Here is a 20,305-nt window from a genome sequence, read left to right as displayed (position 1 = left end):
TTAATTCTCCATCTGGCCGCGCTGGCGGGCGCGTTTATCGCGTTCATTTTTGGCTAGGGCATCGGTCATCATTCGCTCGGCATCCTGTCGGCTCATACCCGGCGGAATAGTCACCTTGATATCGTTGGTGGTGACACTACTGTCAACGATAGTGGTGCCAGTATTGGCAGTCACCGGCTGATAACCGCCATATAACACGCCGCCACTGGGTGAGTATCCGCCCGCGTAAGGGTTATCTTTCGGGACGTTATCGGCCAGCCCCGCAGATTTGCTATCAATAACGCCGAGCTTTTCCAGCACCCAATCAATGCCACTGCGCAGAGTGTTTAGCGCATCCATCGGCAGACTGAGCGCCGCCGCCAGCCCTTCGCCAAATAACTTGCCCGCGTTAGTGGCCGCGTCTAAGGTTTCCTGTGTGGCTTTGACCGGCTTAATCAAGTCAGCGAACCAGTTCGAAAGCTGTTTCACCTTGTCGCTAAACCAGTTAAACACCGGTTTAAGCGGCTCAAAGGCGGCACTGATTGGCCCCATGGCAGCAGCAAAACCCTCGGCCACGCCCGCAATAAAGGCGCTGATAGGCTCCCAATATTTACGGATAAGCAGCCCACCGGCCACAATGGCCGCGACCACGGCGACTATCGGCCATGTCAGCGCGGTGAGCGCGGTGGCAATGGTGCCAGCCATCAGCGAAAAACCGGTACTGAGCAGACCGGCCCCCGCCAACAACAGGTTAAACCCAGCCATGACCGGCCATGCAATCAGTCCCAGCGCACCCAGCCCAGCGACCAGCGCCAACGCTGCGCCAGTGACCTTGGTCAGCGTGGCGACCAACTCGGGATTTTTCTTAGCCCATGCCGCCACCTTAACTAGCCAGTCGGTAGTGGTGACGGTCAGCTTACGCAGGGCGGAATCTTGCTTTTCAAAGACTTCAATTTCTAAGTCTTCCCATGCCGAACTCAGGTTTTTCAGGTCGCCGTCGAGGTTGTCCATTCTGACCGTGGCAATAGATTGCGCGGTGCCATCGGCATTTTTCAGCTTGTTTTGTTTCTCCGCCAACTTGCCGTTACCGGCAGCAGCCACCAGTTTCACCGCGCCTTTCATGGCTTCCTCACCGAAGATCACTTTCAGGTATTCGGCTTGCTGCGCGGTGCCTAACTTGTTCTTTTTAAATGAGTTGTTGATGTCTTTGAGAATTTTCTCCACCGGCAACATATTGCCTTTGCCGTCGCGGGTGATTATTCCCAGTTCGCGCAAGGCTTCCGGCGCTTTGCCGATAGGGGCCTGCAACCGGCTAAACACCGCGCTGGTACTAGTGCCTGCCATACTGCCTTTAATGCCATTATCGGCCAGCACACCGAGTAACGCGGTGGTGTCTTCGATGCTGGCCCCGGCGGCCTCGGCAATCGGAGCGACGTATTTCATCGCCTCGCCCAGCTCTAGCAAGTTGGTGTTTGAGCTGGTAAAGCCTTTCGCCATCACGTCCGACACACGTTTAATCTGGTCTAGCGGCAGGTTAAACGCCGACTGCATGTTAGTGACAATATCCGCCGCCTCGGCAATATCCACCCCGGACGCCAGCGACAGGTTAACCGTCGGTTCAGTGGCGGCGAGAATGGCGTTAGCGTCATAGCCGGAACGGGCCAGTGTGTCTTGGGTTCGTGCCACATCGGTCGGGGAAAAGGCGGTTGATCCGCCGATATCCCGCGCCTGTTGGCGTATGGCCGCCAGTTTGGTGTCGTTCTTATCCAGCCCTAAAATCGCCTGTGTGCCGGACATCTGGCTGTCAAACTCCATACCCGGCGCAATCAGTTTCGCCGCGCCGTACAGCCCAGCGGTTGCTACGCCAAGACTCGCCGCGCTGGTATTACGTACGGCACTGGTGGCTGCTTTGCCTTTCTGGTAACGATTGCTGATACGGTTGAGTTGTTCCTGTTTCAAGCTCAGGCGTTGCAGCTCTTGGCGCTGGCGGCTCAGGGCAACCGTCGCCTCGGCGGCACTGCTGCGTAACCGGCGTTGTTCACTGCTCAGGTTTTTGGTCGCGATACCGTCAGCATTGAGGGCGTCGCGCTGGCGCTGCACTGACTGGCGCAGCCCGCTATATTTGGTTTGCAGTTCAGCCGCCGCACGCTTGGCTCCCTCCATCAGCCGGGCTTGTTGGGCGGTGGGTTTCTCGGTGTTTTTAAAGGCAATAGCCAGCGCCGCCGCGTCTTCTTTGGCTTTTTTTAATGCCTGCCCGGTGACCGCCAGTTGGGCGCTGGCCTTGCGGAAACCGTCAATCTTCGCCGCCTGCGCATCAAGGGATTTGATGCTGCTTTGTGTGTTGCGAATATCCCCGGTGAGGGATTTACTGGCGGTTTGAATGGCTTTAAACGGGCGGGTGGCTTGGTCTACGGCTTTGAGCAATACCTGTAACTGTAAGCTCTTACTCATGGTTTACGGCTCCACTTCTTAGCAGGGCTTTATGACGCCAGCGCACCAGCTCGGTGAGACTCAAGGCCCAAAGCTCTGACGGCGGCCAGTGAAAAATGGCGGCAATATCCGCCATCAGGTCATCCACTTCCAGTTTCGGGTCGAGCGTTACGCCGCCGGTTTCGGCGACAAAAAACCAATCACCTTGCCGGCCAGTGCCACTAAATCCGGCAGTTCTAAGCGGCCACATTCAGCGGCGGTCAGTGTGGGGGTGGTGATACGGGGTAACACCACAATCAGCGCATCCACATCAGAATGAGCGACATCTGAAAGCCGTACCCCGCGCAGCGCCCCGGCATTGGGGCGGTAAACTTCGATTTCAGTAATCAGGGTATCGCCACGCTTTAGCGGGGTTTCCAGTACCACCACATTCTCGTTAACCTCGGCGATGGTTTCAGTTTTAACAGTGAGTTTTTTCATGGTTTTTTCCAATTCAGTCAGGGAGGGCCAGCGAGCTAACACTGGCCGTCAGGGGTTAGCGGCCAATGGCCTTGCGTTGGGCTTCCAGCAGGTCTACGCCGTTAACAATTTCAATCAGGTTAACCACGTCAATTTCCATCACCACCTTGCCGTCAATGGTCAGCTTGTAATAAGTGCACTGGGTGGATACCTTGGTTTCGGTGTCTTCCCCTTGTTTGGATTCGCCGCCATCAATCTCTTTATGACGGCCACGGATTTCGACCTCTACCGCGGTGACCTCGCCAGTGTCATCACGCTGATAAGCTCCGGCAAAACGCAGCGGAACCGCGTCAACTTTGGGCGTTCCCCATTGCTGCAACACCAGTTCGTCAATGCCGCCCATCGACCACTCCATGGATAGCGCATCGTCATCCAGACCCAAATCAATTGGCGCAACGCCATTCATCCCGCCGCCCCGGTAGTTCTCCAGCTTGCGGGTGAGTTTTGGCAGGGTAATGGACGAGACGATCCCCATGTAATCCCGGCCATCGTTAAACAGGTTCATCAATTTCAGCTTACGTGGCAGTGCCATAAGTCAGGTTTCCTTAGCTGTTGACGGCAGCGGCAAAGTTCACCAGATATTTATCGGTGATACGCTGGCGCAGGGTGAGGTCTTCCAGTGGCGGCACTGGGGTGTAGTCGTAATCGATAAACAGCTTGCCCGCTTTCAGGGTGTCTTTATCGTTGGCGCTGTCGTCATACCAGCAAGCGCCGTCAATAATCAGCCCGGCGGATTTCATTTCGCGGAATTTGGCATTGATGCTGCCAATCATGTCTTTGACCAGCGTCGGGTGCATCGGGCGGTCAATGGCCCACAACTGCGCCTCGGCCATAGTGTCAGCCAGAATCTGCGCGGTGCGGGTGTAGTTCTCAAAGGCAAATAGCGGGTCATCAGAACAGGTGCGCGAACCCCAAAACTTGAAGCCATCTTTGCGTACAAGGGTGGTTACACAGGCTTTATTGAGCAGGTCGGCGTCAGTGCCGACGGTCTGTAAATCCCAGTAGACGCTGGCAGAGATACCGGTCACGCCATTCACCCCGACGTTAGACAGGGTTTTATGCCATCCCGTCTCTTGGTCAATCTTGGCACGCAGACCCAGTGCGCGGGCAGTGGCATAAGCAATATCAGTGCTGTTGGCGGTGGTGTTCCAGCTCAGAAAATCCGGCCAAATCAACATCAGCTCACGCTGGCTGAAATTGTCGCGGTACAAAATGGCTTCTGAAATAGTCTTGCAACCGTAGGCGCTGATATAACCAAAGGCGCGCAGCTTCTGGCAAATATCCGCCAGTGCCGTCGATACCGCCAGATTATCCAGCCCCGGCACACCGAGAATGCGCGGGCGAACGCCGGTGACAGATTGCGCATCTAACAACGCTTTCATACCGGTGTAACGGCCGTTCTCGTCAGCGCCGCCGATAATATTAGAGGTGGTTTCAGCCTCATCTTTGCCGGTAGCGACGCGAACAACAATCGTCACCGGACGGGCCTGTTCAGCAATCGCCAGTAACGACGCGGCCAGTGTGCCTTTTTTACCGGCTTTACCGGCGGCGGCCAGTACGTTGGTAATCAGTACCGGGGTATTGAGGGGGAATGTTGCCGCGTCGGCATCCTCGGCGGTGCAGACCATGCCGACAATGGCGGTGGAAATAGTGGAAATGACGCGCGTCCCCTCGTTGATTTCGAGAATGCGGACGCCGTGATGGTAATCACCCATGGGGTAACTCTCCGTTGGTTAAGGGTGAGAGTATGGTGACGGGTTACTGTGTGGGGGGCGATTGATAGGGGATGTGTGGAAAATGGCACAACAAAAAGCCCCGCAATCGGGGGCCAAGATAAAATATTAAGCAGGCAGCGGCGGCCAAACTGGCACCCGGTAGCCCTGATTCACCGCCTCAACTAACAACCACTGCGGCAGCTCCGGTAGCTCAATCAGCGGCCAGTTTTCCATTGTCGGCCATGCGCGATAAAGTGCACGCGCGGTAGTTAATTCAGTGCGTTGCGCGGCCGTCAGTGGTATATCGTCAATCGAGTAATCACTGACCATCATGGGGTCAGTCGCCATAATAAAATCATCACGATGGGCGCGAGCTTTTGCGGCAAGTTCATCGGCGGTTAGTGGTTGTTGTGGGGAAACATCTACCCAAGCTGGCATTCCATCAACAGAACCACGCACCTTACCCGTTGGCGGCTCCCCTGTGTAAAGTGCAAATATATCCTCATCAACATCTACACCAGACTCGGGCCACATTCCTGCTTGTTTATAATCTTCCATGCTTGAGTAAGGGAAAAATAGATTTTTAATATCACTGAATAAATATTTCATTTTATTTTCCTATCGCGATCCAATCGGTACCCACAGTGCTAATTGTGTTTGAGTTTAAGACCCACACGGCAAATGAAAAGTTTGTCCTACCGTCACCCAACGGCCCCATATTGGCTGAATAACGCGTAGCCGGTGGGTTTGCAGAACTCACTGGCAATAAAGCCAATGTAAATCCGGTTATAAATGGAATAGGGAAATTTATCAGTGCATAACCTGCATCAGAGCTGTTCGCCCGCCCGCGCTGAATAATGGTGCCATCAGGATATTTCACCCAGCCATTGCCAGAGGTGAACGCGCTCATATCGGGTATTTGTCCTGCGCCGGTTCCGACATCTTTTACCGCCGCTGTTCCACAACCGAGATTAATTCTTGCGTTGTTTTTGGCGGTTTCCCCTTTGTTTTTAATTTCGATTAAGTCATTAACTACGCGGAGCGTATCGTTAAAGAGTGCAACACCCCCGGTGACACCAGAATTTAATTTAGCCGCACTGCCCAAGCCCAAAGCGTTAATAGCGGCCTGAATAAAAGCGGTGTTCGCCAACTGTTGGGTATTATTTCCCGCAGCCGGTGTAGGGGCGGTTGGTTTACCCGTCAGTGCGGGGCTGGCAAGCGGTGCGTATTGCGAATGGGGATTAGTCGCGGCCAGATGTTTAACCATCAGGTCATCTGCATAGGCTTTAACCTCAATCACTTTATCATCAACGTACTTACGCGTTGCCAGCACCACCGACGGGTCGATTTTTAGCGTGACAGCGGCAGTGCTGCTGACAATTAAAATTACCCGAATGGTTTGGGTGCGGCCGCTGCCCTCTTGCAGTTGCGGTTTATAGGTTTCGGCACAGTTGGCAATGGCAACCAAATCACCGTCTTTATCCAGCAAGCCAATCTCCCTAATCCACCACCCGCCCTCGGCCTCCGGGATAACCTGCTCTGCAATAATCTGACTGGTGTTAATAGGGTCAATGGACAAGGTATTGAGGGCGGCGCGGCGCTGTTCGTTCACCAGTTGGGTTTGTGCTGGATTGGGTGTTGGCAGGGTTCCGCTGCCATCCCCGACCGCCATGTGGGTTATCTCTAAGCGGGTGCCGAGGGCGGTGGCGTTCGCCAGCTTGGCCGCGCCGATGTTGGTCAGTAAAGCAAAGAATTTTGCGGTCATGGGTTCACTCTCAGGTCATCAATAATATGGACGGCGGCGCTGGCGTAATCCTCGCCGGTCACGGTTATGGTTTCAGGTAAATAGGGGTAAATGGTCAGCTCATCACCACTGTAACTGGCAGCGGCCACAAACAGCGGGCCGCTACTGTCGAGATTGATAGACAGGCCGACTAAGTGGCGGCTGCATGGCTTGGCGTCGTCTATCAGCCGCTCAAGCTCTTGATACATTTCTTCGGTAATGCCGGTTTCCAGCACACCCACATCGAGGCGAAAGGTGCCGGGGGTTTCGTTGGTCTTCCACCACTCGATCACTTTGATGAGATAGCCCAGCGGCTCAACCACCCGGCGGATTGCGCCAATGGTACCCTTGTGTTTGTGCACGTACTGCGAGGACTTCACCACCGCGCGCTTAGTGGCTTCCGGCCACTTCTCATCCCAGCGATCCACTGACCACGCCCACGCCAAATAAGGTAATAATTCCAGCGGGCAGGTATCGGCGTTCCACAGCTGGCGAATCGGAACCGGGGTGTTTTCCAGTTCGGCACAGGCGCGCGCAGCGGCCACTTCCAGCACCGACGAACCGACAGGCAATAAACGGTCAGTCATCCGTACCCCCGACAGTGATGTTGCTGCCGGTGCACCATGCGGCCTGGGTTTTATCCAACACCACATCAGCCAGGGGGGCATTAATCACCACCCGTTGTACCCCCTCAACATGCAGCGCGGCATACAGTGCTGACAGGCGAATGTCGCGACCGAGGCGGCGTTGTGTGGTGACAAAGGCGGTCAGTTTCTTCTCGGCCGCAATGCGTACCGGTTCAGCCTCCGGCCCCGGATGCAGGTAGAGCACCGCGTCAATCTCATAATCTTCAATGCGGGCGGATTGCACCGTCACCCGGTCAGCCACTGGCCGCGTGTTCTCATCATTTAGCGCGGCCTCAACCACAGCCAGCAGTTCGGCTGAGGCTGCGCCGTTGCCCTCACGCGATAACACCGTGACCGTGACACAGGCGGGTGTCGGACTGATTGCCGAGGCATCGGCTACACGGCCGTCGGCACTTTTGGCATGATATTCATAAGCACCCGTTGGCCCGGCGACACTCAAGCCCTCAAAGGCTTGCGGGATACGCACCCGGAAATCACTATCAGACTCCATCACTGCTTCAATCGGTGGGATCGCCGTGGGGTTTGCCGGGGTGATCACCAGCCGCGCAACGTTGTTATTTGCGCCGAGCTGGTCTAAATCACTGCCGACGGCATAGGCCACCATCACCGCGCGGGCCGCATCATTGACGCGCTGGCGCAATATCACCTCGCGATAGGCATTTTCTTGCAACAGCTTGACTAGCGGCTCGGATCCCAGCGACAACGTGCGGGCCACGGCGGCGCGCTGTTCTTCCGGGTAAAGAGATATCAGCGTGGCTTTGCGCTCGGCCAACAGGGTTTCATAGTCCAGTTCTTCCACCACAAACGGCGGCGGTAACAGACTCAGGTCAATGGTTGCCATAGATTCAGCTCACAGGGATGGTTAAAGAGAGTGGGGCCGCGCTATCGCTGCGGGTGCCGGTGATATCAACCACCATTTTTCCGTCAAAAGTGGTGTCAAAGGTGATGCCAGTCAGCTTGACCCTCGGCTCCCAGCGTAAAATGGCACTGTAACTGGCGGCCATAATTTGCAGGCGCAGGGCCGGATTTTGCGGCTGGTCAATCAACTCCGATAACAGCGAACCATAAGCGCGGCGCATCACCCGCGAACCCACCGGCGTAATCAGAATATCGGCGATGGACTGGCTGATATGGTCAGCGTCGGTAATGGCCCGCCCGGTATTGCGGCTCATGCCGAGATAGGTGGCAGTAGTCATTTAATCCCCTCCGTATAATCCCCGCCGCGCAACACACCGCCATGGTCATGCTTATCGACTACCACGCCATTGGATGAGAACTGGCCGCCTGAGTGCTCAATATCACCACTCATCTTGCCGCCTTGGATCACATTCAAGGTGGCGGTGGTCAGGTTGTTAGTGCATTCAACTTCGGGCGTGTCTAAAAGGATTTTCACCGAGGCGGTACAGGTGATATTGGGGGCGGTAACATTCACCGATTCACTGGCATTGATAACCGCTGTTTTGATTCCATCTGCCAGCAACTCGCCGCTTTCCGGCTCATAGTGCAACGTGGCACCGTCAGGAAAAGCGATATACAAGCCATTGGCCGAGGCCGACGGTGGCGGAAAGTCATCAGAGAAAATGCCCGGCAACACAAAGCCGGTGTCGAGTTCGCCACCGAGGGACAATATCAATACCTGTTCGCCCTCAGACGGTGCCCACCATGAACGTGATTGACCGGCGCGAAGCGTCAGCCAGTTTAACCAGCCGGTGGTATTGTCCCCTGTCGCCACACGGCACAGGGCTTGGTCGAGATCGACCTCAGCCACCGTACCAATACGGATAAGGTTGCGCAGCAGGCGCAGAATTTCAGTGATTTGGGTTTGAGTATTCATGAGGGAAGCATGTAACTAATAGTTACTTGCTTCAATAATGAGGGGTTGTATCAGGTACTACACAACATCAACAAGACTTTTGTTATGAAAAGTTTTGCAGCTAATCAATGGACCGAAAGCTTCGTGCTTTATCTTTGAATTTTTCATTAATAGTAGAAAGAGAATGCATTCGACCAAGAACCTTGTTTTTTAAGTTTTCTTTTTCTATGGCGTCGTCAGTTTTCTTCCACGCATCTAAATCAAAATAAATTTTCTTGTAATGTAAATTTCTTACTTTAATTTCATTTTCATGAACAATAACACCTGTAATGGTCTTAGGCTCTTTAGCAGAGTAGAGGGCTGTTTTCTTTGGATGTAAAACATGGCCATTCTTTTCCACTATTCTCTTGCATTTATGAAGAAACAGTCTATTAACAGCATTGCCAGAAAAAGTAATATCATCAACATAAACAGTCATTGTTATATTTAATTTATTTGAAATTATGTTCATTTCATTAAACATGTCATAGTTTGCCCAGAATGCTAAAGGCATACTTATTCGACTGCCTGTAGGTATATGGTTCGCATACGTACACAATTCCGCCATGAGGTCTGATACATCAGCAGCGCACTTCAATTTCCTATTAAAAAAATTGAAGACTTGGCGCTTAGATGTCGAAGGAAAAAATGAGCGTATATCAGACGTTAATACAGGGTGTGTACCTACATGTTTTCTGGCATTGGATACATTAGATTTATTTTTTATTCCTGAATGGACATATTCTGGTTGAGTTATACGGCATAGTAAACTCGCTATTCTTGTATGCACAACATTAAGTTTATCTGATGGGGTTTGAATAGTCCGCTTTTTACCATCTTCATTAGTATTATCAAAAACAATATAATTGTCATTAGATAATAAGCTTTTTATGTTATCTAAGTTTGTCAGTAATACTTCCGCAAGCTTGTTTTTACTCTGAATATTGAATAAAGCGCTATCATTAATACTATAAGACTTGCCTTTAGTATTAATTCTCCCTTTCTTTTTCGCCATCTCTCGCTATGCTCCATTCCATTATCTTAAGTATTTTATCTGCAAAAACAGTTTTGAATTTTTCAGGAATTGTATCTTTACCCGGTTCATTAATTCGTTCAGCAAAAAAAACCAGTGATGAAACTGGAATGTCAAAATTATTAGAATATTTTTCTAATATATCAAATGAGACTGTTTTTTTTCCTGATTCAAGCTCTGATAAGTATGATTTTGAAATACATAGCTTATCCGCAAGTTCAGATTGTTTTATGTTATGGAATAGCCTGATGGTTTTTAATGCTCGGTTAATCATAAATCACCTCTTTACTGAAGGTAGGGCACACTTAAGCATCATTATCACCAAAGAAGAAGTTAAGGAGTTTGTAAACACACAGACCGGCTCTCACCAGTACTTTTACAATATTCCAAAGCTTCTGCTTTTGCTTCCGCTTCTTCTTTTTAGTGTCATTCTTCTTAAGTGCCTGCCAAAACGCGTTACTATTTTTCATAAATTTTATTCCTGATAACTAACAGCAGAATTGCTGTTAGGTCGCCATAATCAGGAAATGAGAGTTTTTGGCAGTGAACCCTATTCAATCTGATCGTGATGTCGCCAACACGATCAGTACGCAGTACGCCTATACACTACAACATGCCATGGGAAGCTTCGTAGCAGCACCGTGGACAGCACAAGGGCAGCGCAAAAAAACAGAGGATCTAAATCCTCCACAAGTAGTAAATATCACTACTCAGGTCTAACCGGCGGATTCTCTCTTCAGTAACGTTAAATTTAGAATAGAGCAAAGTTCGCAAATGGTCAACTAAATTCGCTGGTAGCGAACAATAAAAGTCACAATATTACTTTGTAAAAGAGGATGTAATAATTTTTTCTATACTATCAATTAGTTTCTTATCAAACCCCAACAACGGCCTTTCATCATACTGCACATCTTTGCTGTATACGTTTGGGCGGTCACGCAGGCCAAAATGATGCACTGCCGCCATTCGTTCCACGCGCCCGGCAAACTCAACCACCGCCTCATCAGAGCTACTGTTGGCTTTCATATAGCGCGCGGTGCGCAACTTGGCGAACATTTCCCGCTTAATCCGACCCTTGGGTTTACGCAGCGGTTGAGATTTACGCGCGGCATACGGGGTGCCGTCGGGCGCTTGCTGGCGTTTGATGCGTTGTTGCTGACTGGCCCGCAGGCGCTTTGCAACCGTCACCGCCAGCGCTTTGCGCGCCTTGGGCGTGAGACTGGCAATCAGCCCGGCCAATGCATCATCAAAGGGCTTCAGCTCATTCATGGGATCACTTCGCCGTTAAAGTAGATGGCTGTTGGTCGTGTTGGCGTACCCGGCCACGCCGGTTCCAGCGCGTGGTTAACATGCAATGCACCGTCAACCTCTTTCACAATGGCCCGCTCAGTCAGTTGCAGGTCGATACGGATATCACTCAGCACATCGCTAATCACATCGACCTTATGAATAAAGCCGGTGCGGCGCTTCTCTTCTGTTGCCATGATGTCCGGTTGATGCTCGCGCAGCCATGCCAGAATCGGCACAAAGAGGTAATCAACATCACTGGGAAAATCCTCAATAAACAGCGTCAGCGTATATTGATTTTCAAAAGAGAGCGACGGGGCTAACGTTGAGACAATGCGCCCGCCATCAACAAACATTTTCAGCCGTTCCGGGTTAGTCTGGAACAGTTGCAGACTGTCGGTTAAGGCTTGGCGTAGCAGTTTGGGTTTTAACATGATGCTGTTCCTGACACTGTTTCACGGCTTCCACTTGCAGCCCGCAGGCCACCAGTGCGGTTTCTAACTGGCGGATATCGGCACTTAAATCACCATTAACCGCCGGACTACTGCCCGGCAGCGGGCAACTGTTCACTGTCGGACAGCCAACGTAAATAATCGTTGGGGCTGGCGAACGCGGGACGCTGGTGCAGCCGGATAACGTCAGCAGGCAAAGCAGCAGCAAACCAATCACGCAAGGCTTTATTTTCATTGAGTAACCTTTGAATTCTCTGTTCACGAGATAATGACAAGGTGCTGGCGTGGCTCAGTGATTGCCGTAATGCCCGCTCATTGTCTGCCTGTTGCCGGGCCTCATCTTGCAAGCGGGTGATCGCGTTGTCCCGGCTCTCAATCCCGGCTGATAAGGTGCCAATAATCCGGTTGGCACTGTCGATATCGTGGCTCAGGCGGTTGGCATACCATCCCAGCGCAACCAGTAACGCGACTATCACCATCATGACTATGCGCATATCAGACCCCGCTCAGGCAGTGTGTTTGTTCGGTGGTGCGGCGACGCTCTAACCCTTTGGTTTTCACACCGTTAACATAGACCCAGCGCGGCAACTGATTGCAGGCGCTGCGCCAGTCCCCCTTATTGACAAAAAAGGCCAGCGTCGAGCGACAGGCCGCCCCCGTACCCACGTTAAAGGCGAAAGACACCACGGCGTCATAGACGTGTTGCGGCATGGCAACCGGCATACACACCGCTATTGCCCGCTCAACCCGCTGCACGTCAGCCACCAGATTGACCGCCACCTGTCGCTCACTGATCACGCTGCCCGGCTTCACTCCGGCGGTGTGACCGATGCCATTTGTCCAGACATTGGCGCTACACTGGTAGGCGTTGAGCTGGCAGCCCTCATAATCGGCGATCAGTTTTAGCCCGGCGGGCGATGTCTTGAGCGTCTGGTAATTTGGCAAGGTGGCGGCCAGCGCCAGAATGACCCCGACCAGACAGCGCTTAACGATTGAGTTCATCGAACACCTCCCGCCTGATAACCACTTCTTTCAGCAAGAAATAGCTCTTGCGCCGGTAGTACCAGTTGATAAGACAGGTGGCAGCAGCGGCCACCGCTGCCACATAAAACGCGATATCTTGCGGACTCAGTGCGCCAATAAACGCCAACAGCAGCGCAAAAACATAGGCTACCGCAGAGCTGAATTTCTCCATTTTCAATCCCATAATTGAACGGTTTCACGTTGGGCCGCCGGGGCCATATCGGGCAACTGCACCGGATAGCCATGGGGCAGAATGGCCCCCAGTTCCGACAGCCCCGGATTCGCGTCATAGACTTGCTCCAGCACATCTTGTGTGCGCCCGTAATAGCGCCAGCACAATGCGTCGAGCGTGTCGCCTTGCAACGCGTTGACCTGCATCAGATAAGGCCAATAATGTTGTGAGGCTTACCGGCAATGTTGCGAATACTAATCCGCGCATCACGCCACAACTCATCAACCGTACTTTCAATGGCATCCGCGCGTTTATCACCACGCGCGCTGGCGTCATAGCCGCGATAACGCTCGGCCAACAGTGCGGCCGTAATGGCACAGACCGCGCGCTGGTACTCGGCCAACTGGATGCTCTCGCCGTCCAGTTGCTCGGCCTGTACCTCGGCCAGTGTTTTAAAGCCTGCCGCCATCTGGTCACGGCGGTACTCGAACAGCTCGGCGTTAACCTCGGCAATAGCGCTTTTGATGGTAAAGCGCAGGCGCTCGGCGGTGACGGTTCCCTCAAGGCGCAACAGCTCGCGCAGCTTTATCGGGTCAACCGCAGGCCAGAAAAAGGTATTTTCAATCACCGGCTCGGCCGTTTTGTCAGGCCGTGGCGCGGGGATAACAACAGTGGTAGTGGTCATGCCAACCTCAATATCAGAATGGGTGGGCGGTGGACGACGGCGTTAACAAGGTAAACCCTGTTGCGGCCATCGTGCCGCCCGGCTCGGGGAGCGTTCGGGTTAGCGGCTGGCGGCGTTCTTTAACTTCACGGCCAGTCGCTCAATGTCTTTTTTGACGCCACAACCGGTATGAAGCTGGAGTGCGCGGTGAAGATGGGACAGGGCCAACTCGCCCCGGCCACTGTCACGCAGCACATAGCCGGTGATTTTGTGCAGTTTGGCGCGCACTTGGTCGGGCATGTCTTCATCTGCCATCAGCTCAATGGTTTGCAGCAGAGGCTCAATATCAATCGGCTTACCGGTGGCATAGGCGCGCGCCGCAGCGTCCGCGACTTCCTCGGCAATCAGGTAAGCGGTCGAGCGGGTAAAACGGTCAGTTGGCACTAACTGATAACGCAGGGCATAACGGGCGATATCCAGTGCGCCGGGAATATCCCCGGCATCCAGCCGCCAAATCATCACCGTCATTACAATGGCGTCCTGCGCGCCTTTCCCCTCACTCAATACACCCGATACCCACGGCAGGTAGTCCGGCAATAACTGCCGCTTCAGCTCGGCTTTACGCTCTTGTGAACGCACCTGTTTCAGTTTGCGTTTATCTTCATTGAGCTTGAGCAACATCAGCTCGTAGCCGGTGGCGTGGCGCAGCGGGTTATCCCGCAGCTGTGAGGCAGCAATAGCCGACTGTCTCAGAAAGTGGCGGCGCGCAGGACTGGTCATGGCTTATTTGCTCCCTTTGGTTGCCGGTGTTTCGGGAGTGCTTTCCGTCGCGGCAGTCGCTTCCGGTTTGACTTCATTCGGGTTAGCCGCAACGTTCACCGCAGCCATGATCGCGGCGGCAAGACCGTCATAGTTCGGGGCTTCCGATACCATCAATGCGGCCGCAGCCGGTGCCGAGGCGATGTCTTTTTTCGCCGGTAAAATCTCGATATTTTCCACCAGACAGCCGCAGGCGTAATCTTCCACTACATAATCCTGCTTAATGGATTCGTAGTTTTCGATGCGGTCACGCTTAGCGTTCTCATCAATATGGCGGCGGTGCGAATCTTCCAGCCAGTAGATAGACAGGTTATCAAGGCGGGTGATCATGAATGCGTTGGGCGGAAAATAGGGCGCACGGACAGCGGGCAAATTGCCGATACGCTTCTGGCTGATAATTAGGTCAGCGGCGAGGGTTTCGCTGTTCTCTTGCACTTTGTTGACCAGCGGGAAGTATTTATCCTGCATCAACTGGCGACCCGTAATGACCACCAACTCAGGGTCTTCTTGATACCACTCGGCAATCATTGAGCTGGCAGCATCCATCACCAGTGCATCCAGATTGACGTAGTTACCCTCGTCACCCACGGTGATTTTATCGGTGACAGTACCGTCCTTAGCCGTAAACGAATCCATCACACGCGCCGGTGCATTGGTGCGATACTTCTGTAACCAGCCCACCGCGATATCCTGCAACAATGGATTTTGTGCACGGTTGGATGTCTTGGCGCGGTGGGTGCCATTGAAGCCTGCCATGATGCGGTCAAGTGCCTGACGCTTGATAATGGCGTCGCGTAAACGGGTCTGGAAGTCCTGATAACGCGCCCACAGGTCGAGGGTGTTATAGCGAATGTGGAAATCGTAGTTCACCTGTTCACAGAAATACTTCTCGCTGTCCAGCGAGGCAAACTCGGCGGTTTCGCGCTCATCGCCGCCGTCAGTATCGGTGGTGCTGGCAACCGAACCATTGACGCCAAGGCCGACCTTTTCGGCGGTCAGCTCGGCGACTGGCACGATATTGATGCTGCTCAGAAATTCTGAGGACTCTTGGACGCGGGTCATGATGGTTTGCGTAACGGAGGGTTCAACGCTGAATTTTTTATTCAGGTCGCCAGTTTCTACTCCGTTCAGCTCGGCTTGACGGGTCAGATAGGCATTAAATTTATAACGGGTTGCTGGGCGCATAATAATCCTGATTCAGTTAAATAAGGTGTTAATGAAATAGCAAGCGGGCCGCACAACCGGCGGCCAGTGACCCCAACTAGCAGTCGGTCAATACATCCTTTTGATTGTTGCCGCCGGTGGATTCCGGGCGCTTGGTCTGGCTAAAGTTTTCAGTGATAGAAAGCTTGGTTTCGATGGCCGTAACCCCTTGTTTTCCCTTTTCGATGCTCTGTTTCAACTCAACCACTTGGTCTGCAAATTGCTTCTCAATGGTTGTAAAGCGGGCTTCAATGGTTTCCCCCTGTTCCTGCACATGCACTGCCACGGCATTCACCGCCTCATGCACGTCATTAAAACGGGCGTCGTCGGTGGCTTGTTTGCGACTGAACACTGACTTCACCATGTTGAGTAAGGTGACGCCCGGCTCGGCCACGTCCTCAAATTCCAGTTGCACTTCAACCGCTGCCGAGAACAAGTTTTCCGGGTTAGATTTACGGGCGGCTAATGGGTTGTGTTTGGCTTTGGCGCTGAATTCCAGCATTTCAGTGCCGAGGCTGGCCGGATCATCGGTCACCGCCAGCCCGACCAGATAGGCTTTACCGGTATTGGCAAAGTTCGGGCGAATTTCCATGGAGGTATAGATTTTCTGTAAGGCTTTGTTCATCTGCACCAAATCATCGGTTGGGCTGATTTGGGCGAACAACGCACGCTTACCGTTCAGGATGGAGTCGTCTTCAATGGTTTCCGCTTTAAGGGCTGATACATCGCCATAGCGGCGGAAAGTGCTGTCCGGGGAGTAGCTTTTCAGATGTTCCAGATTGATGCGGCAACCGTAGACGCGCGGATCAAAGGATTCGGCCATCTGGTTGATATCGTCGGCGTCAATCACTCGCCCGTCGCAGGTATCCCCCTCAACGCCGATACGAAAATACTTAGAAACTTTCTTAGCCATAAGTGGCTCCATTCAATGTGATTATGGTTGTTCGGTTCGGGGCTTAGTTTCCTGATGGATGGCGATGGCAACAACGAAAGCCAGTTGTGACGGGGCTGGCACAACAGCGAGGACGCGCAGAGGGTCGGGCTGGTCGCGTAGCCTAATGGCATGAATACGACACCGAGCACCATCATCAGCGACCCACGGCGACAGGCGGCCTTGCTTTACTGGCAGGGCTTCTCTGTGCGCCAAATCGCAGACCAGCTAGCCCTGAAATCGCCGACTGTGCAGAGCTGGAAGAAGCGCGATGGGTGGGATGCGATTGCGCCCATTTCCCGCGTGGAAACCAGCATGGAAGCGCGGTTGATTCAGCTCATCATGAAAGACGCCAAAGAGGGGCGGGACTTTAAAGAGATTGACCTGTTAGGCCGCCAGATTGAACGGCTGGCGCGGGTGAACCGCTACAGCCAGACCGGCAGCGAAGCTGATTTAAATCCGAACGTAGCGAACCGCAACAAAGGGGAGCGCAAGACCCCGGATAAAAACCTGTTCGGTGAATCCGCTATTGAAAAGCTGGAGTCTATTTTTCACGAAAATATCTTTGATTATCAGCGCAACTGGTTTGAGGCCGGACTCACTCACCGCATCCGCAACATCCTGAAATCGCGCCAGATTGGTGCCACCTTCTTCTTTGCCCGCGAAGCGCTGCTGGATGCCATCACCACGGGACGTAACCAGATATTCCTGTCCGCCAGTAAGGCACAGGCACATGTGTTCAAAAGCTACATTATCGACTTTGCCCGCATGGTTGACGTTGACCTGAAAGGCGACCCGATGGTGCTGCCGAATGGCGCGCGCCTGTTCTTCCTCGGCACTAACGTGCGCACCGCACAGAGCTACACCGGCAATCTCTATCTTGACGAATATTTCTGGATACCCAAGTTTCAGGAGCTGCGCAAAGTCGCCAGCGGCATGTCATTACACAAAAAATGGCGTACCACCTATTTCTCCACGCCGTCGAGTCTGGCGCACAGCGCCTATCCGTTCTGGTCTGGTGAGTTGTTCAATAAAGGCCGCCGCAATAAATCCGACCATATTCAACTGGATTTAAGCCACAGCCATTTAGCCCGTGGTGCGCTGTGTGCTGATGGTCAGTGGCGGCAGATTGTCACGGTTGAAGATGCACTGGCGGGCGGCTGTAACCTGTTTGACCTCAACCAGCTCTCACTGGAATACGGCCCGTCAGAATATCAAAACCTGTTGATGTGCGAGTTTGTCGATGACCAGGCGTCAGTGTTCCCGTTCGCAGAGTTGCAGGCTTGCATGGTCGACAGTCTGGAAGAGTGGGAAGACTACAACCCCTATTCGTTGCGCCCGTTTGGACATCGCCCGGTATGGATTGGTTACGACCCGTCCGAGGCCAACGGCGGCGACAGTGCCGGGTGTGCGGTGATTGCCCCGCCGATGGTGCCGGGCGGCAAGTTCCGAGTATTGGAGCGCCACCAGTGGAAAGGGATGGATTTTGAAGCGCAGGCCAAACATATCGAAGAGCTGACGCATAAGTATTGTGTGGAATATATCGGTATTGATGCGACTACCGTCGGCCAAGGCGTTTTCCAGTTGGTGCGCCAGTTCTTTCCGGCGGCAAGGGAAATCAAATACACCCCTGAAATCAAAACCGCCATGGTGCTGAAAGCCAAACACACCATTAATAACGGCCGTCTGGAATATGACACTGGCCACACCGATATCACCCAGTCATTTATGGCCATTCGCAAAACCATGACCGCCAGCGGCAAGAGTTCGACTTATGTTGCCAGCCGCAGCGAAGAAGCCAGCCACGCCGATGTGGCGTGGGCGATTATGCACGCCCTGTTAAATGAACCCCTTACCGCGACATATGGCGGTCACAGCCCTAATTTCTTGGAGTTTTACGGATGAAATCAATGATTTTTACTGCTGGTCAAGTTGACGGCCTGCGCGAACATTTCGAAAACTCGGCCTTTGACTATCAAAAGACGTGGTATCGGGTGGGGCAGACCGGCGTAGCCCGAAATATCACCAAGTCGCGTCAGATTGGGGCCGACTGGCTTTTTGCTTTTGAAGCGTTGCTGGATGCCATCACCAGCGGCCGCAATCAGCATTTTGTAACCTGCACCAGACCAAGCGCCCTGAATACTCGCGCCTATATTGCCGAGTTTTGCCGGGTCGTTGGGGTGAACGTGAACCCATCCTCGCCGAGTAACATGCTGTTAGATAATGGCGCGCTTATCGCCTTTCACGGTGAAAACAGTCACGCCGCTGCTCACGCCGGGAATGTGTACCTGGGTGAATATGCATGGGCTAAAAACCCACGTTCAGTACTGCACATGGCTAAGGGGATGGCAATGCACAAAAATCATCGCTTAACACTCTACACCACGCCCTCCCGCTCACATACCACGTTCAAGATTTGGAATGGCTCACTGCGCCGCCCACGAAAAGTCGCACCGGTGATACACACCGATAACGGCGTTTTTTGTGCTGATGGTGTATTTCGCCAATCGGTTACGGCGGATGATGCCATTCAGCAAGGCTGCACGTTATGGGAAAAAGACTGGCGTAAAGATTGGCTGGAAAATCACATGACAGCGGATGATTTTAGGCTCTTATATTTGTGCGACTGGTCACAAGCGGCAAACAATGCAGAGGAAGTGAAATGAGTAAGCGCAAAGGCCGCAAGGCATTAAGTCGCCCGGTAACTAATCACACCGCCAGTCAACAGCAGCCGGTGGAGGCGTTCACCTTTGGCGAACCTTCCGCCGTGCTCGACAAGCGGGAAATACTGGATTACATCGAATGCACCGGCAACGGAAAATGGTATGACCCGCCGATTAGTTTTGACGGACTGGCGCGCAGCTTCCGGGCGGCGGTGCATCACAGCTCACCGCTGTATGTGAAGCGCAATATTCTGGCGAGTACCTTTATTCCACATTCGATGCTCAGTCAGCAATCATTTAGCCGCTATGCACTGGATTATCTGGTGTTTGGCAATGCGTTTTTAGAGGTTCGCCGCAATCAACTTGGCGCGCCACTGCGCCTCGACCCCAGCCCGGCCAAGTACACCCGCCGTGGATTAGAAAAAGATTGCTATTGGTTTGTGCAGAACTGGAAAAATGAACACCTGTTTGAAGCTGGTAGCATTTTCCACCTGATAGAACCGGATATCAATCAGGAGCTTTACGGCCTGCCGGAATATCTCAGTGGCTTAAATTCGGCTTGGCTCAATGAAGCGGCTACGCTATTCCGCCGCAAGTATTATCAGAATGGCGCTCACGCGGGATACATCTTGTATATGACGGATGCGGCGCAAAGTAGCAGCGATATTGAGGCAATGCGTAAAGCGATGCGCGACACCAAAGGGTTAGGCAATTTCCGCAACCTGTTTATGTACGCACCTAATGGCAAAAAAGACGGTATCCAGATTTTACCGTTGAGCGAAGTCGCCACCAAAGATGATTTTTTTAATATCAAGAACGCCACCCGCGACGACCTGCTTAGTGTTCACCGGGTGCCGCCGCAGATGATGGGGATTATTCCCAACAATACCGGCGGTTTCGGTGACGTGGCGAAAGCCTCACAAGTGTTTGTCCGTAATGAGTTAACGCCGCTGCAAGAACGATTGAAAGAGGTGAATGACTGGATAGGGGAAGAGGTGATCCGGTTCAAGCCTTATGAGCTGATAAGCGAGGATTAATATGGGATGCAAAGCGCCAACACCACCGCCATATAACCCCGGCGATATTGTTAAGAGACCCGCGCCACCGCCTCAACCACCGCAAAAATACAAAAC

28 protein-coding genes are annotated in these 20,305 nt (G+C 52.9%); 3 read left to right on the top strand and 25 right to left on the bottom strand.

The window, feature by feature from the left end; translation table 11 throughout:
- The 25 genes from FFE93_RS12295 to FFE93_RS12180 form a co-directional block, all read right to left on the bottom strand.
- Complete coding sequence (locus tag FFE93_RS12295; protein WP_138775267.1) at positions 1-2,430, bottom strand: phage tail tape measure protein; 2,430 nt, start codon at positions 2,428-2,430, stop codon at positions 1-3.
- On the bottom strand, positions 2,423-2,545 hold the full coding sequence (locus tag FFE93_RS12290) for a GpE family phage tail protein (protein ID WP_004875948.1): 123 nt from the start codon (positions 2,543-2,545) through the stop codon (positions 2,423-2,425). The genes FFE93_RS12295 and FFE93_RS12290 overlap by 8 nt, the downstream gene beginning before the upstream one ends.
- Positions 2,546-2,577: 32 nt before the next feature.
- Entirely contained in the window at positions 2,578-2,889 is a 312-nt protein-coding gene (locus FFE93_RS12285; protein WP_138775266.1) for a phage tail assembly protein, read from the bottom strand.
- Between the two features lie 55 nt (positions 2,890-2,944).
- Positions 2,945-3,460 carry a phage major tail tube protein gene (locus FFE93_RS12280; protein ID WP_138775265.1) on the bottom strand — a complete coding sequence of 172 codons (516 nt, stop codon included), beginning with the start codon at positions 3,458-3,460 and terminating at the stop codon, positions 2,945-2,947.
- 13 nt (positions 3,461-3,473) lie between these two features.
- Positions 3,474-4,643, bottom strand: a complete 1,170-nt coding sequence (locus tag FFE93_RS12275) for a phage tail sheath protein (protein WP_138775264.1) — start codon at positions 4,641-4,643, stop codon at positions 3,474-3,476.
- A 126-nt stretch (positions 4,644-4,769) separates the two neighbouring features.
- Entirely contained in the window at positions 4,770-5,252 is a 483-nt protein-coding gene (locus tag FFE93_RS21760; RefSeq protein WP_138775263.1) for a tail fiber assembly protein, read from the bottom strand.
- 1 nt (position 5,253) lies between these two features.
- Entirely contained in the window at positions 5,254-6,408 is a 1,155-nt protein-coding gene (locus FFE93_RS12265; protein WP_138775262.1) for a phage tail protein, read from the bottom strand.
- Positions 6,405-7,013 (bottom strand): phage tail protein I, encoded by a 609-nt coding sequence (locus tag FFE93_RS12260; RefSeq protein ID WP_005163764.1) that lies wholly within the window; start codon positions 7,011-7,013, stop codon positions 6,405-6,407. Before FFE93_RS12260 ends, FFE93_RS12265 begins: the two co-directional genes overlap by 4 nt.
- Positions 7,006-7,914 (bottom strand): baseplate J/gp47 family protein, encoded by a 909-nt coding sequence (locus FFE93_RS12255; protein ID WP_138775261.1) that lies wholly within the window; start codon positions 7,912-7,914, stop codon positions 7,006-7,008. The genes FFE93_RS12260 and FFE93_RS12255 overlap by 8 nt, the downstream gene beginning before the upstream one ends.
- Before the next feature lie 4 nt (positions 7,915-7,918).
- Entirely contained in the window at positions 7,919-8,269 is a 351-nt protein-coding gene (locus FFE93_RS12250) for a GPW/gp25 family protein (protein WP_138775260.1), read from the bottom strand.
- Positions 8,266-8,907 (bottom strand): phage baseplate assembly protein V, encoded by a 642-nt coding sequence (locus FFE93_RS12245; protein ID WP_138775259.1) that lies wholly within the window; start codon positions 8,905-8,907, stop codon positions 8,266-8,268. The genes FFE93_RS12250 and FFE93_RS12245 overlap by 4 nt, the downstream gene beginning before the upstream one ends.
- Before the next feature lie 100 nt (positions 8,908-9,007).
- Entirely contained in the window at positions 9,008-9,940 is a 933-nt protein-coding gene (locus FFE93_RS12240) for a reverse transcriptase family protein (protein ID WP_042840570.1), read from the bottom strand.
- On the bottom strand, positions 9,915-10,232 hold the full coding sequence (locus tag FFE93_RS12235; RefSeq protein WP_004705545.1) for a helix-turn-helix domain-containing protein: 318 nt from the start codon (positions 10,230-10,232) through the stop codon (positions 9,915-9,917). Before FFE93_RS12235 ends, FFE93_RS12240 begins: the two co-directional genes overlap by 26 nt.
- A gap of 31 nt (positions 10,233-10,263) precedes the next feature.
- The gene (locus tag FFE93_RS21530) at positions 10,264-10,428 is read right to left on the bottom strand and encodes a hypothetical protein (RefSeq protein WP_014609024.1); all 165 of its coding nucleotides are present in this window, start codon (positions 10,426-10,428) and stop codon (positions 10,264-10,266) included.
- A 349-nt stretch (positions 10,429-10,777) separates the two neighbouring features.
- Complete coding sequence (locus FFE93_RS12230) at positions 10,778-11,227, bottom strand: phage virion morphogenesis protein (protein ID WP_138775258.1); 450 nt, start codon at positions 11,225-11,227, stop codon at positions 10,778-10,780.
- Positions 11,224-11,679 (bottom strand): phage tail protein, encoded by a 456-nt coding sequence (locus tag FFE93_RS12225; protein WP_138775257.1) that lies wholly within the window; start codon positions 11,677-11,679, stop codon positions 11,224-11,226. The genes FFE93_RS12230 and FFE93_RS12225 overlap by 4 nt, the downstream gene beginning before the upstream one ends.
- Positions 11,618-11,905: an Rz1-like lysis system protein LysC gene (gene lysC, locus FFE93_RS21640; RefSeq protein ID WP_261369000.1), complete on the bottom strand. Its 288-nt coding sequence runs from the start codon at positions 11,903-11,905 to the stop codon at positions 11,618-11,620. The genes FFE93_RS12225 and lysC overlap by 62 nt, the downstream gene beginning before the upstream one ends.
- Positions 11,787-12,191, bottom strand: a complete 405-nt coding sequence (gene lysB / locus FFE93_RS21755; protein ID WP_138775256.1) for an Rz-like lysis system protein LysB — start codon at positions 12,189-12,191, stop codon at positions 11,787-11,789. Before lysB ends, lysC begins: the two co-directional genes overlap by 119 nt.
- A gap of 1 nt (position 12,192) precedes the next feature.
- The gene (locus FFE93_RS12210; RefSeq protein WP_138775255.1) at positions 12,193-12,699 is read right to left on the bottom strand and encodes a lysozyme; all 507 of its coding nucleotides are present in this window, start codon (positions 12,697-12,699) and stop codon (positions 12,193-12,195) included.
- Positions 12,683-12,892, bottom strand: coding sequence for an HP1 family phage holin (locus tag FFE93_RS12205; RefSeq protein WP_005163750.1), 210 nt, complete (start codon positions 12,890-12,892; stop codon positions 12,683-12,685). The genes FFE93_RS12210 and FFE93_RS12205 overlap by 17 nt, the downstream gene beginning before the upstream one ends.
- Before the next feature lie 2 nt (positions 12,893-12,894).
- Complete coding sequence (locus FFE93_RS12200; RefSeq protein WP_005163749.1) at positions 12,895-13,098, bottom strand: tail protein X; 204 nt, start codon at positions 13,096-13,098, stop codon at positions 12,895-12,897.
- A complete protein-coding gene (locus tag FFE93_RS12195) occupies positions 13,098-13,577 on the bottom strand; it encodes a head completion/stabilization protein (RefSeq protein ID WP_050880712.1) in 480 nt (159 codons plus the stop codon). The genes FFE93_RS12200 and FFE93_RS12195 overlap by 1 nt, the downstream gene beginning before the upstream one ends.
- Before the next feature lie 99 nt (positions 13,578-13,676).
- Positions 13,677-14,336 carry a terminase endonuclease subunit gene (locus tag FFE93_RS12190; protein ID WP_138775254.1) on the bottom strand — a complete coding sequence of 220 codons (660 nt, stop codon included), beginning with the start codon at positions 14,334-14,336 and terminating at the stop codon, positions 13,677-13,679.
- A 3-nt stretch (positions 14,337-14,339) separates the two neighbouring features.
- Complete coding sequence (locus FFE93_RS12185) at positions 14,340-15,560, bottom strand: phage major capsid protein, P2 family (RefSeq protein WP_138775253.1); 1,221 nt, start codon at positions 15,558-15,560, stop codon at positions 14,340-14,342.
- A 76-nt stretch (positions 15,561-15,636) separates the two neighbouring features.
- The gene (locus FFE93_RS12180) at positions 15,637-16,491 is read right to left on the bottom strand and encodes a GPO family capsid scaffolding protein (protein ID WP_138775252.1); all 855 of its coding nucleotides are present in this window, start codon (positions 16,489-16,491) and stop codon (positions 15,637-15,639) included.
- 150 nt (positions 16,492-16,641) lie between these two features.
- On the opposite strand from FFE93_RS12180, the gene FFE93_RS12175 reads away from it, so the two are divergent.
- The 3 genes from FFE93_RS12175 to FFE93_RS12165 are packed head-to-tail and all read left to right on the top strand — an operon-like array spanning position 16,642 to position 20,209.
- A complete protein-coding gene (locus tag FFE93_RS12175; protein WP_138775251.1) occupies positions 16,642-18,414 on the top strand; it encodes a terminase ATPase subunit family protein in 1,773 nt (590 codons plus the stop codon).
- Positions 18,411-19,175, top strand: a complete 765-nt coding sequence (locus FFE93_RS12170; protein ID WP_138775250.1) for a terminase large subunit domain-containing protein — start codon at positions 18,411-18,413, stop codon at positions 19,173-19,175. Before FFE93_RS12175 ends, FFE93_RS12170 begins: the two co-directional genes overlap by 4 nt.
- Positions 19,172-20,209, top strand: coding sequence for a phage portal protein (locus FFE93_RS12165; protein ID WP_049611587.1), 1,038 nt, complete (start codon positions 19,172-19,174; stop codon positions 20,207-20,209). The genes FFE93_RS12170 and FFE93_RS12165 overlap by 4 nt, the downstream gene beginning before the upstream one ends.
- The last annotated feature ends 96 nt before the right edge of the window (positions 20,210-20,305 follow it).

Source organism: Yersinia sp. KBS0713, assembly GCF_005937895.2.
Taxonomy (GTDB): domain Bacteria; phylum Pseudomonadota; class Gammaproteobacteria; order Enterobacterales; family Enterobacteriaceae; genus Yersinia; species Yersinia bercovieri.
The sequence above is the reverse complement of the archived record's forward strand: the minus strand, read 5'-3'. Positions and strand labels throughout refer to the sequence as shown.

What these genes read in the sequence shown, in the direction of transcription:
- FFE93_RS12210 (WP_138775255.1), bottom strand. Translation starts at nt 12,699, where the DNA reads ATGAACTCAATCGTTAAGCGCTGTCTGGTCGGGGTCATTCTGGCGCTG.
- FFE93_RS12280 (WP_138775265.1), bottom strand. Translation starts at nt 3,460, where the DNA reads ATGGCACTGCCACGTAAGCTGAAATTGATGAACCTGTTTAACGATGGC.
- FFE93_RS12295 (WP_138775267.1), bottom strand. Translation starts at nt 2,430, where the DNA reads ATGAGTAAGAGCTTACAGTTACAGGTATTGCTCAAAGCCGTAGACCAA.
- FFE93_RS12165 (WP_049611587.1), top strand. Translation starts at nt 19,172, where the DNA reads ATGAGTAAGCGCAAAGGCCGCAAGGCATTAAGTCGCCCGGTAACTAAT.
- FFE93_RS12175 (WP_138775251.1), top strand. Translation starts at nt 16,642, where the DNA reads ATGAATACGACACCGAGCACCATCATCAGCGACCCACGGCGACAGGCG.
- FFE93_RS12285 (WP_138775266.1), bottom strand. Translation starts at nt 2,889, where the DNA reads ATGAAAAAACTCACTGTTAAAACTGAAACCATCGCCGAGGTTAACGAG.
- FFE93_RS12200 (WP_005163749.1), bottom strand. Translation starts at nt 13,098, where the DNA reads ATGCAGGTCAACGCGTTGCAAGGCGACACGCTCGACGCATTGTGCTGG.
- FFE93_RS12180 (WP_138775252.1), bottom strand. Translation starts at nt 16,491, where the DNA reads ATGGCTAAGAAAGTTTCTAAGTATTTTCGTATCGGCGTTGAGGGGGAT.
- FFE93_RS12265 (WP_138775262.1), bottom strand. Translation starts at nt 6,408, where the DNA reads ATGACCGCAAAATTCTTTGCTTTACTGACCAACATCGGCGCGGCCAAG.
- FFE93_RS12195 (WP_050880712.1), bottom strand. Translation starts at nt 13,577, where the DNA reads ATGACCACTACCACTGTTGTTATCCCCGCGCCACGGCCTGACAAAACG.
- lysB (WP_138775256.1), bottom strand. Translation starts at nt 12,191, where the DNA reads ATGCGCATAGTCATGATGGTGATAGTCGCGTTACTGGTTGCGCTGGGA.
- FFE93_RS12250 (WP_138775260.1), bottom strand. Translation starts at nt 8,269, where the DNA reads ATGACTACTGCCACCTATCTCGGCATGAGCCGCAATACCGGGCGGGCC.
- FFE93_RS12170 (WP_138775250.1), top strand. Translation starts at nt 18,411, where the DNA reads ATGAAATCAATGATTTTTACTGCTGGTCAAGTTGACGGCCTGCGCGAA.
- FFE93_RS12190 (WP_138775254.1), bottom strand. Translation starts at nt 14,336, where the DNA reads ATGACCAGTCCTGCGCGCCGCCACTTTCTGAGACAGTCGGCTATTGCT.
- FFE93_RS12260 (WP_005163764.1), bottom strand. Translation starts at nt 7,013, where the DNA reads ATGACTGACCGTTTATTGCCTGTCGGTTCGTCGGTGCTGGAAGTGGCC.
- FFE93_RS12275 (WP_138775264.1), bottom strand. Translation starts at nt 4,643, where the DNA reads ATGGGTGATTACCATCACGGCGTCCGCATTCTCGAAATCAACGAGGGG.
- FFE93_RS12235 (WP_004705545.1), bottom strand. Translation starts at nt 10,232, where the DNA reads ATGATTAACCGAGCATTAAAAACCATCAGGCTATTCCATAACATAAAA.
- FFE93_RS12290 (WP_004875948.1), bottom strand. Translation starts at nt 2,545, where the DNA reads ATGGCGGATATTGCCGCCATTTTTCACTGGCCGCCGTCAGAGCTTTGG.
- FFE93_RS12245 (WP_138775259.1), bottom strand. Translation starts at nt 8,907, where the DNA reads ATGAATACTCAAACCCAAATCACTGAAATTCTGCGCCTGCTGCGCAAC.
- FFE93_RS12185 (WP_138775253.1), bottom strand. Translation starts at nt 15,560, where the DNA reads ATGCGCCCAGCAACCCGTTATAAATTTAATGCCTATCTGACCCGTCAA.
- FFE93_RS12225 (WP_138775257.1), bottom strand. Translation starts at nt 11,679, where the DNA reads ATGTTAAAACCCAAACTGCTACGCCAAGCCTTAACCGACAGTCTGCAA.
- FFE93_RS12205 (WP_005163750.1), bottom strand. Translation starts at nt 12,892, where the DNA reads ATGGAGAAATTCAGCTCTGCGGTAGCCTATGTTTTTGCGCTGCTGTTG.
- FFE93_RS12240 (WP_042840570.1), bottom strand. Translation starts at nt 9,940, where the DNA reads ATGGCGAAAAAGAAAGGGAGAATTAATACTAAAGGCAAGTCTTATAGT.
- FFE93_RS21530 (WP_014609024.1), bottom strand. Translation starts at nt 10,428, where the DNA reads ATGAAAAATAGTAACGCGTTTTGGCAGGCACTTAAGAAGAATGACACT.
- FFE93_RS12230 (WP_138775258.1), bottom strand. Translation starts at nt 11,227, where the DNA reads ATGAATGAGCTGAAGCCCTTTGATGATGCATTGGCCGGGCTGATTGCC.
- FFE93_RS21760 (WP_138775263.1), bottom strand. Translation starts at nt 5,252, where the DNA reads ATGAAATATTTATTCAGTGATATTAAAAATCTATTTTTCCCTTACTCA.
- FFE93_RS12255 (WP_138775261.1), bottom strand. Translation starts at nt 7,914, where the DNA reads ATGGCAACCATTGACCTGAGTCTGTTACCGCCGCCGTTTGTGGTGGAA.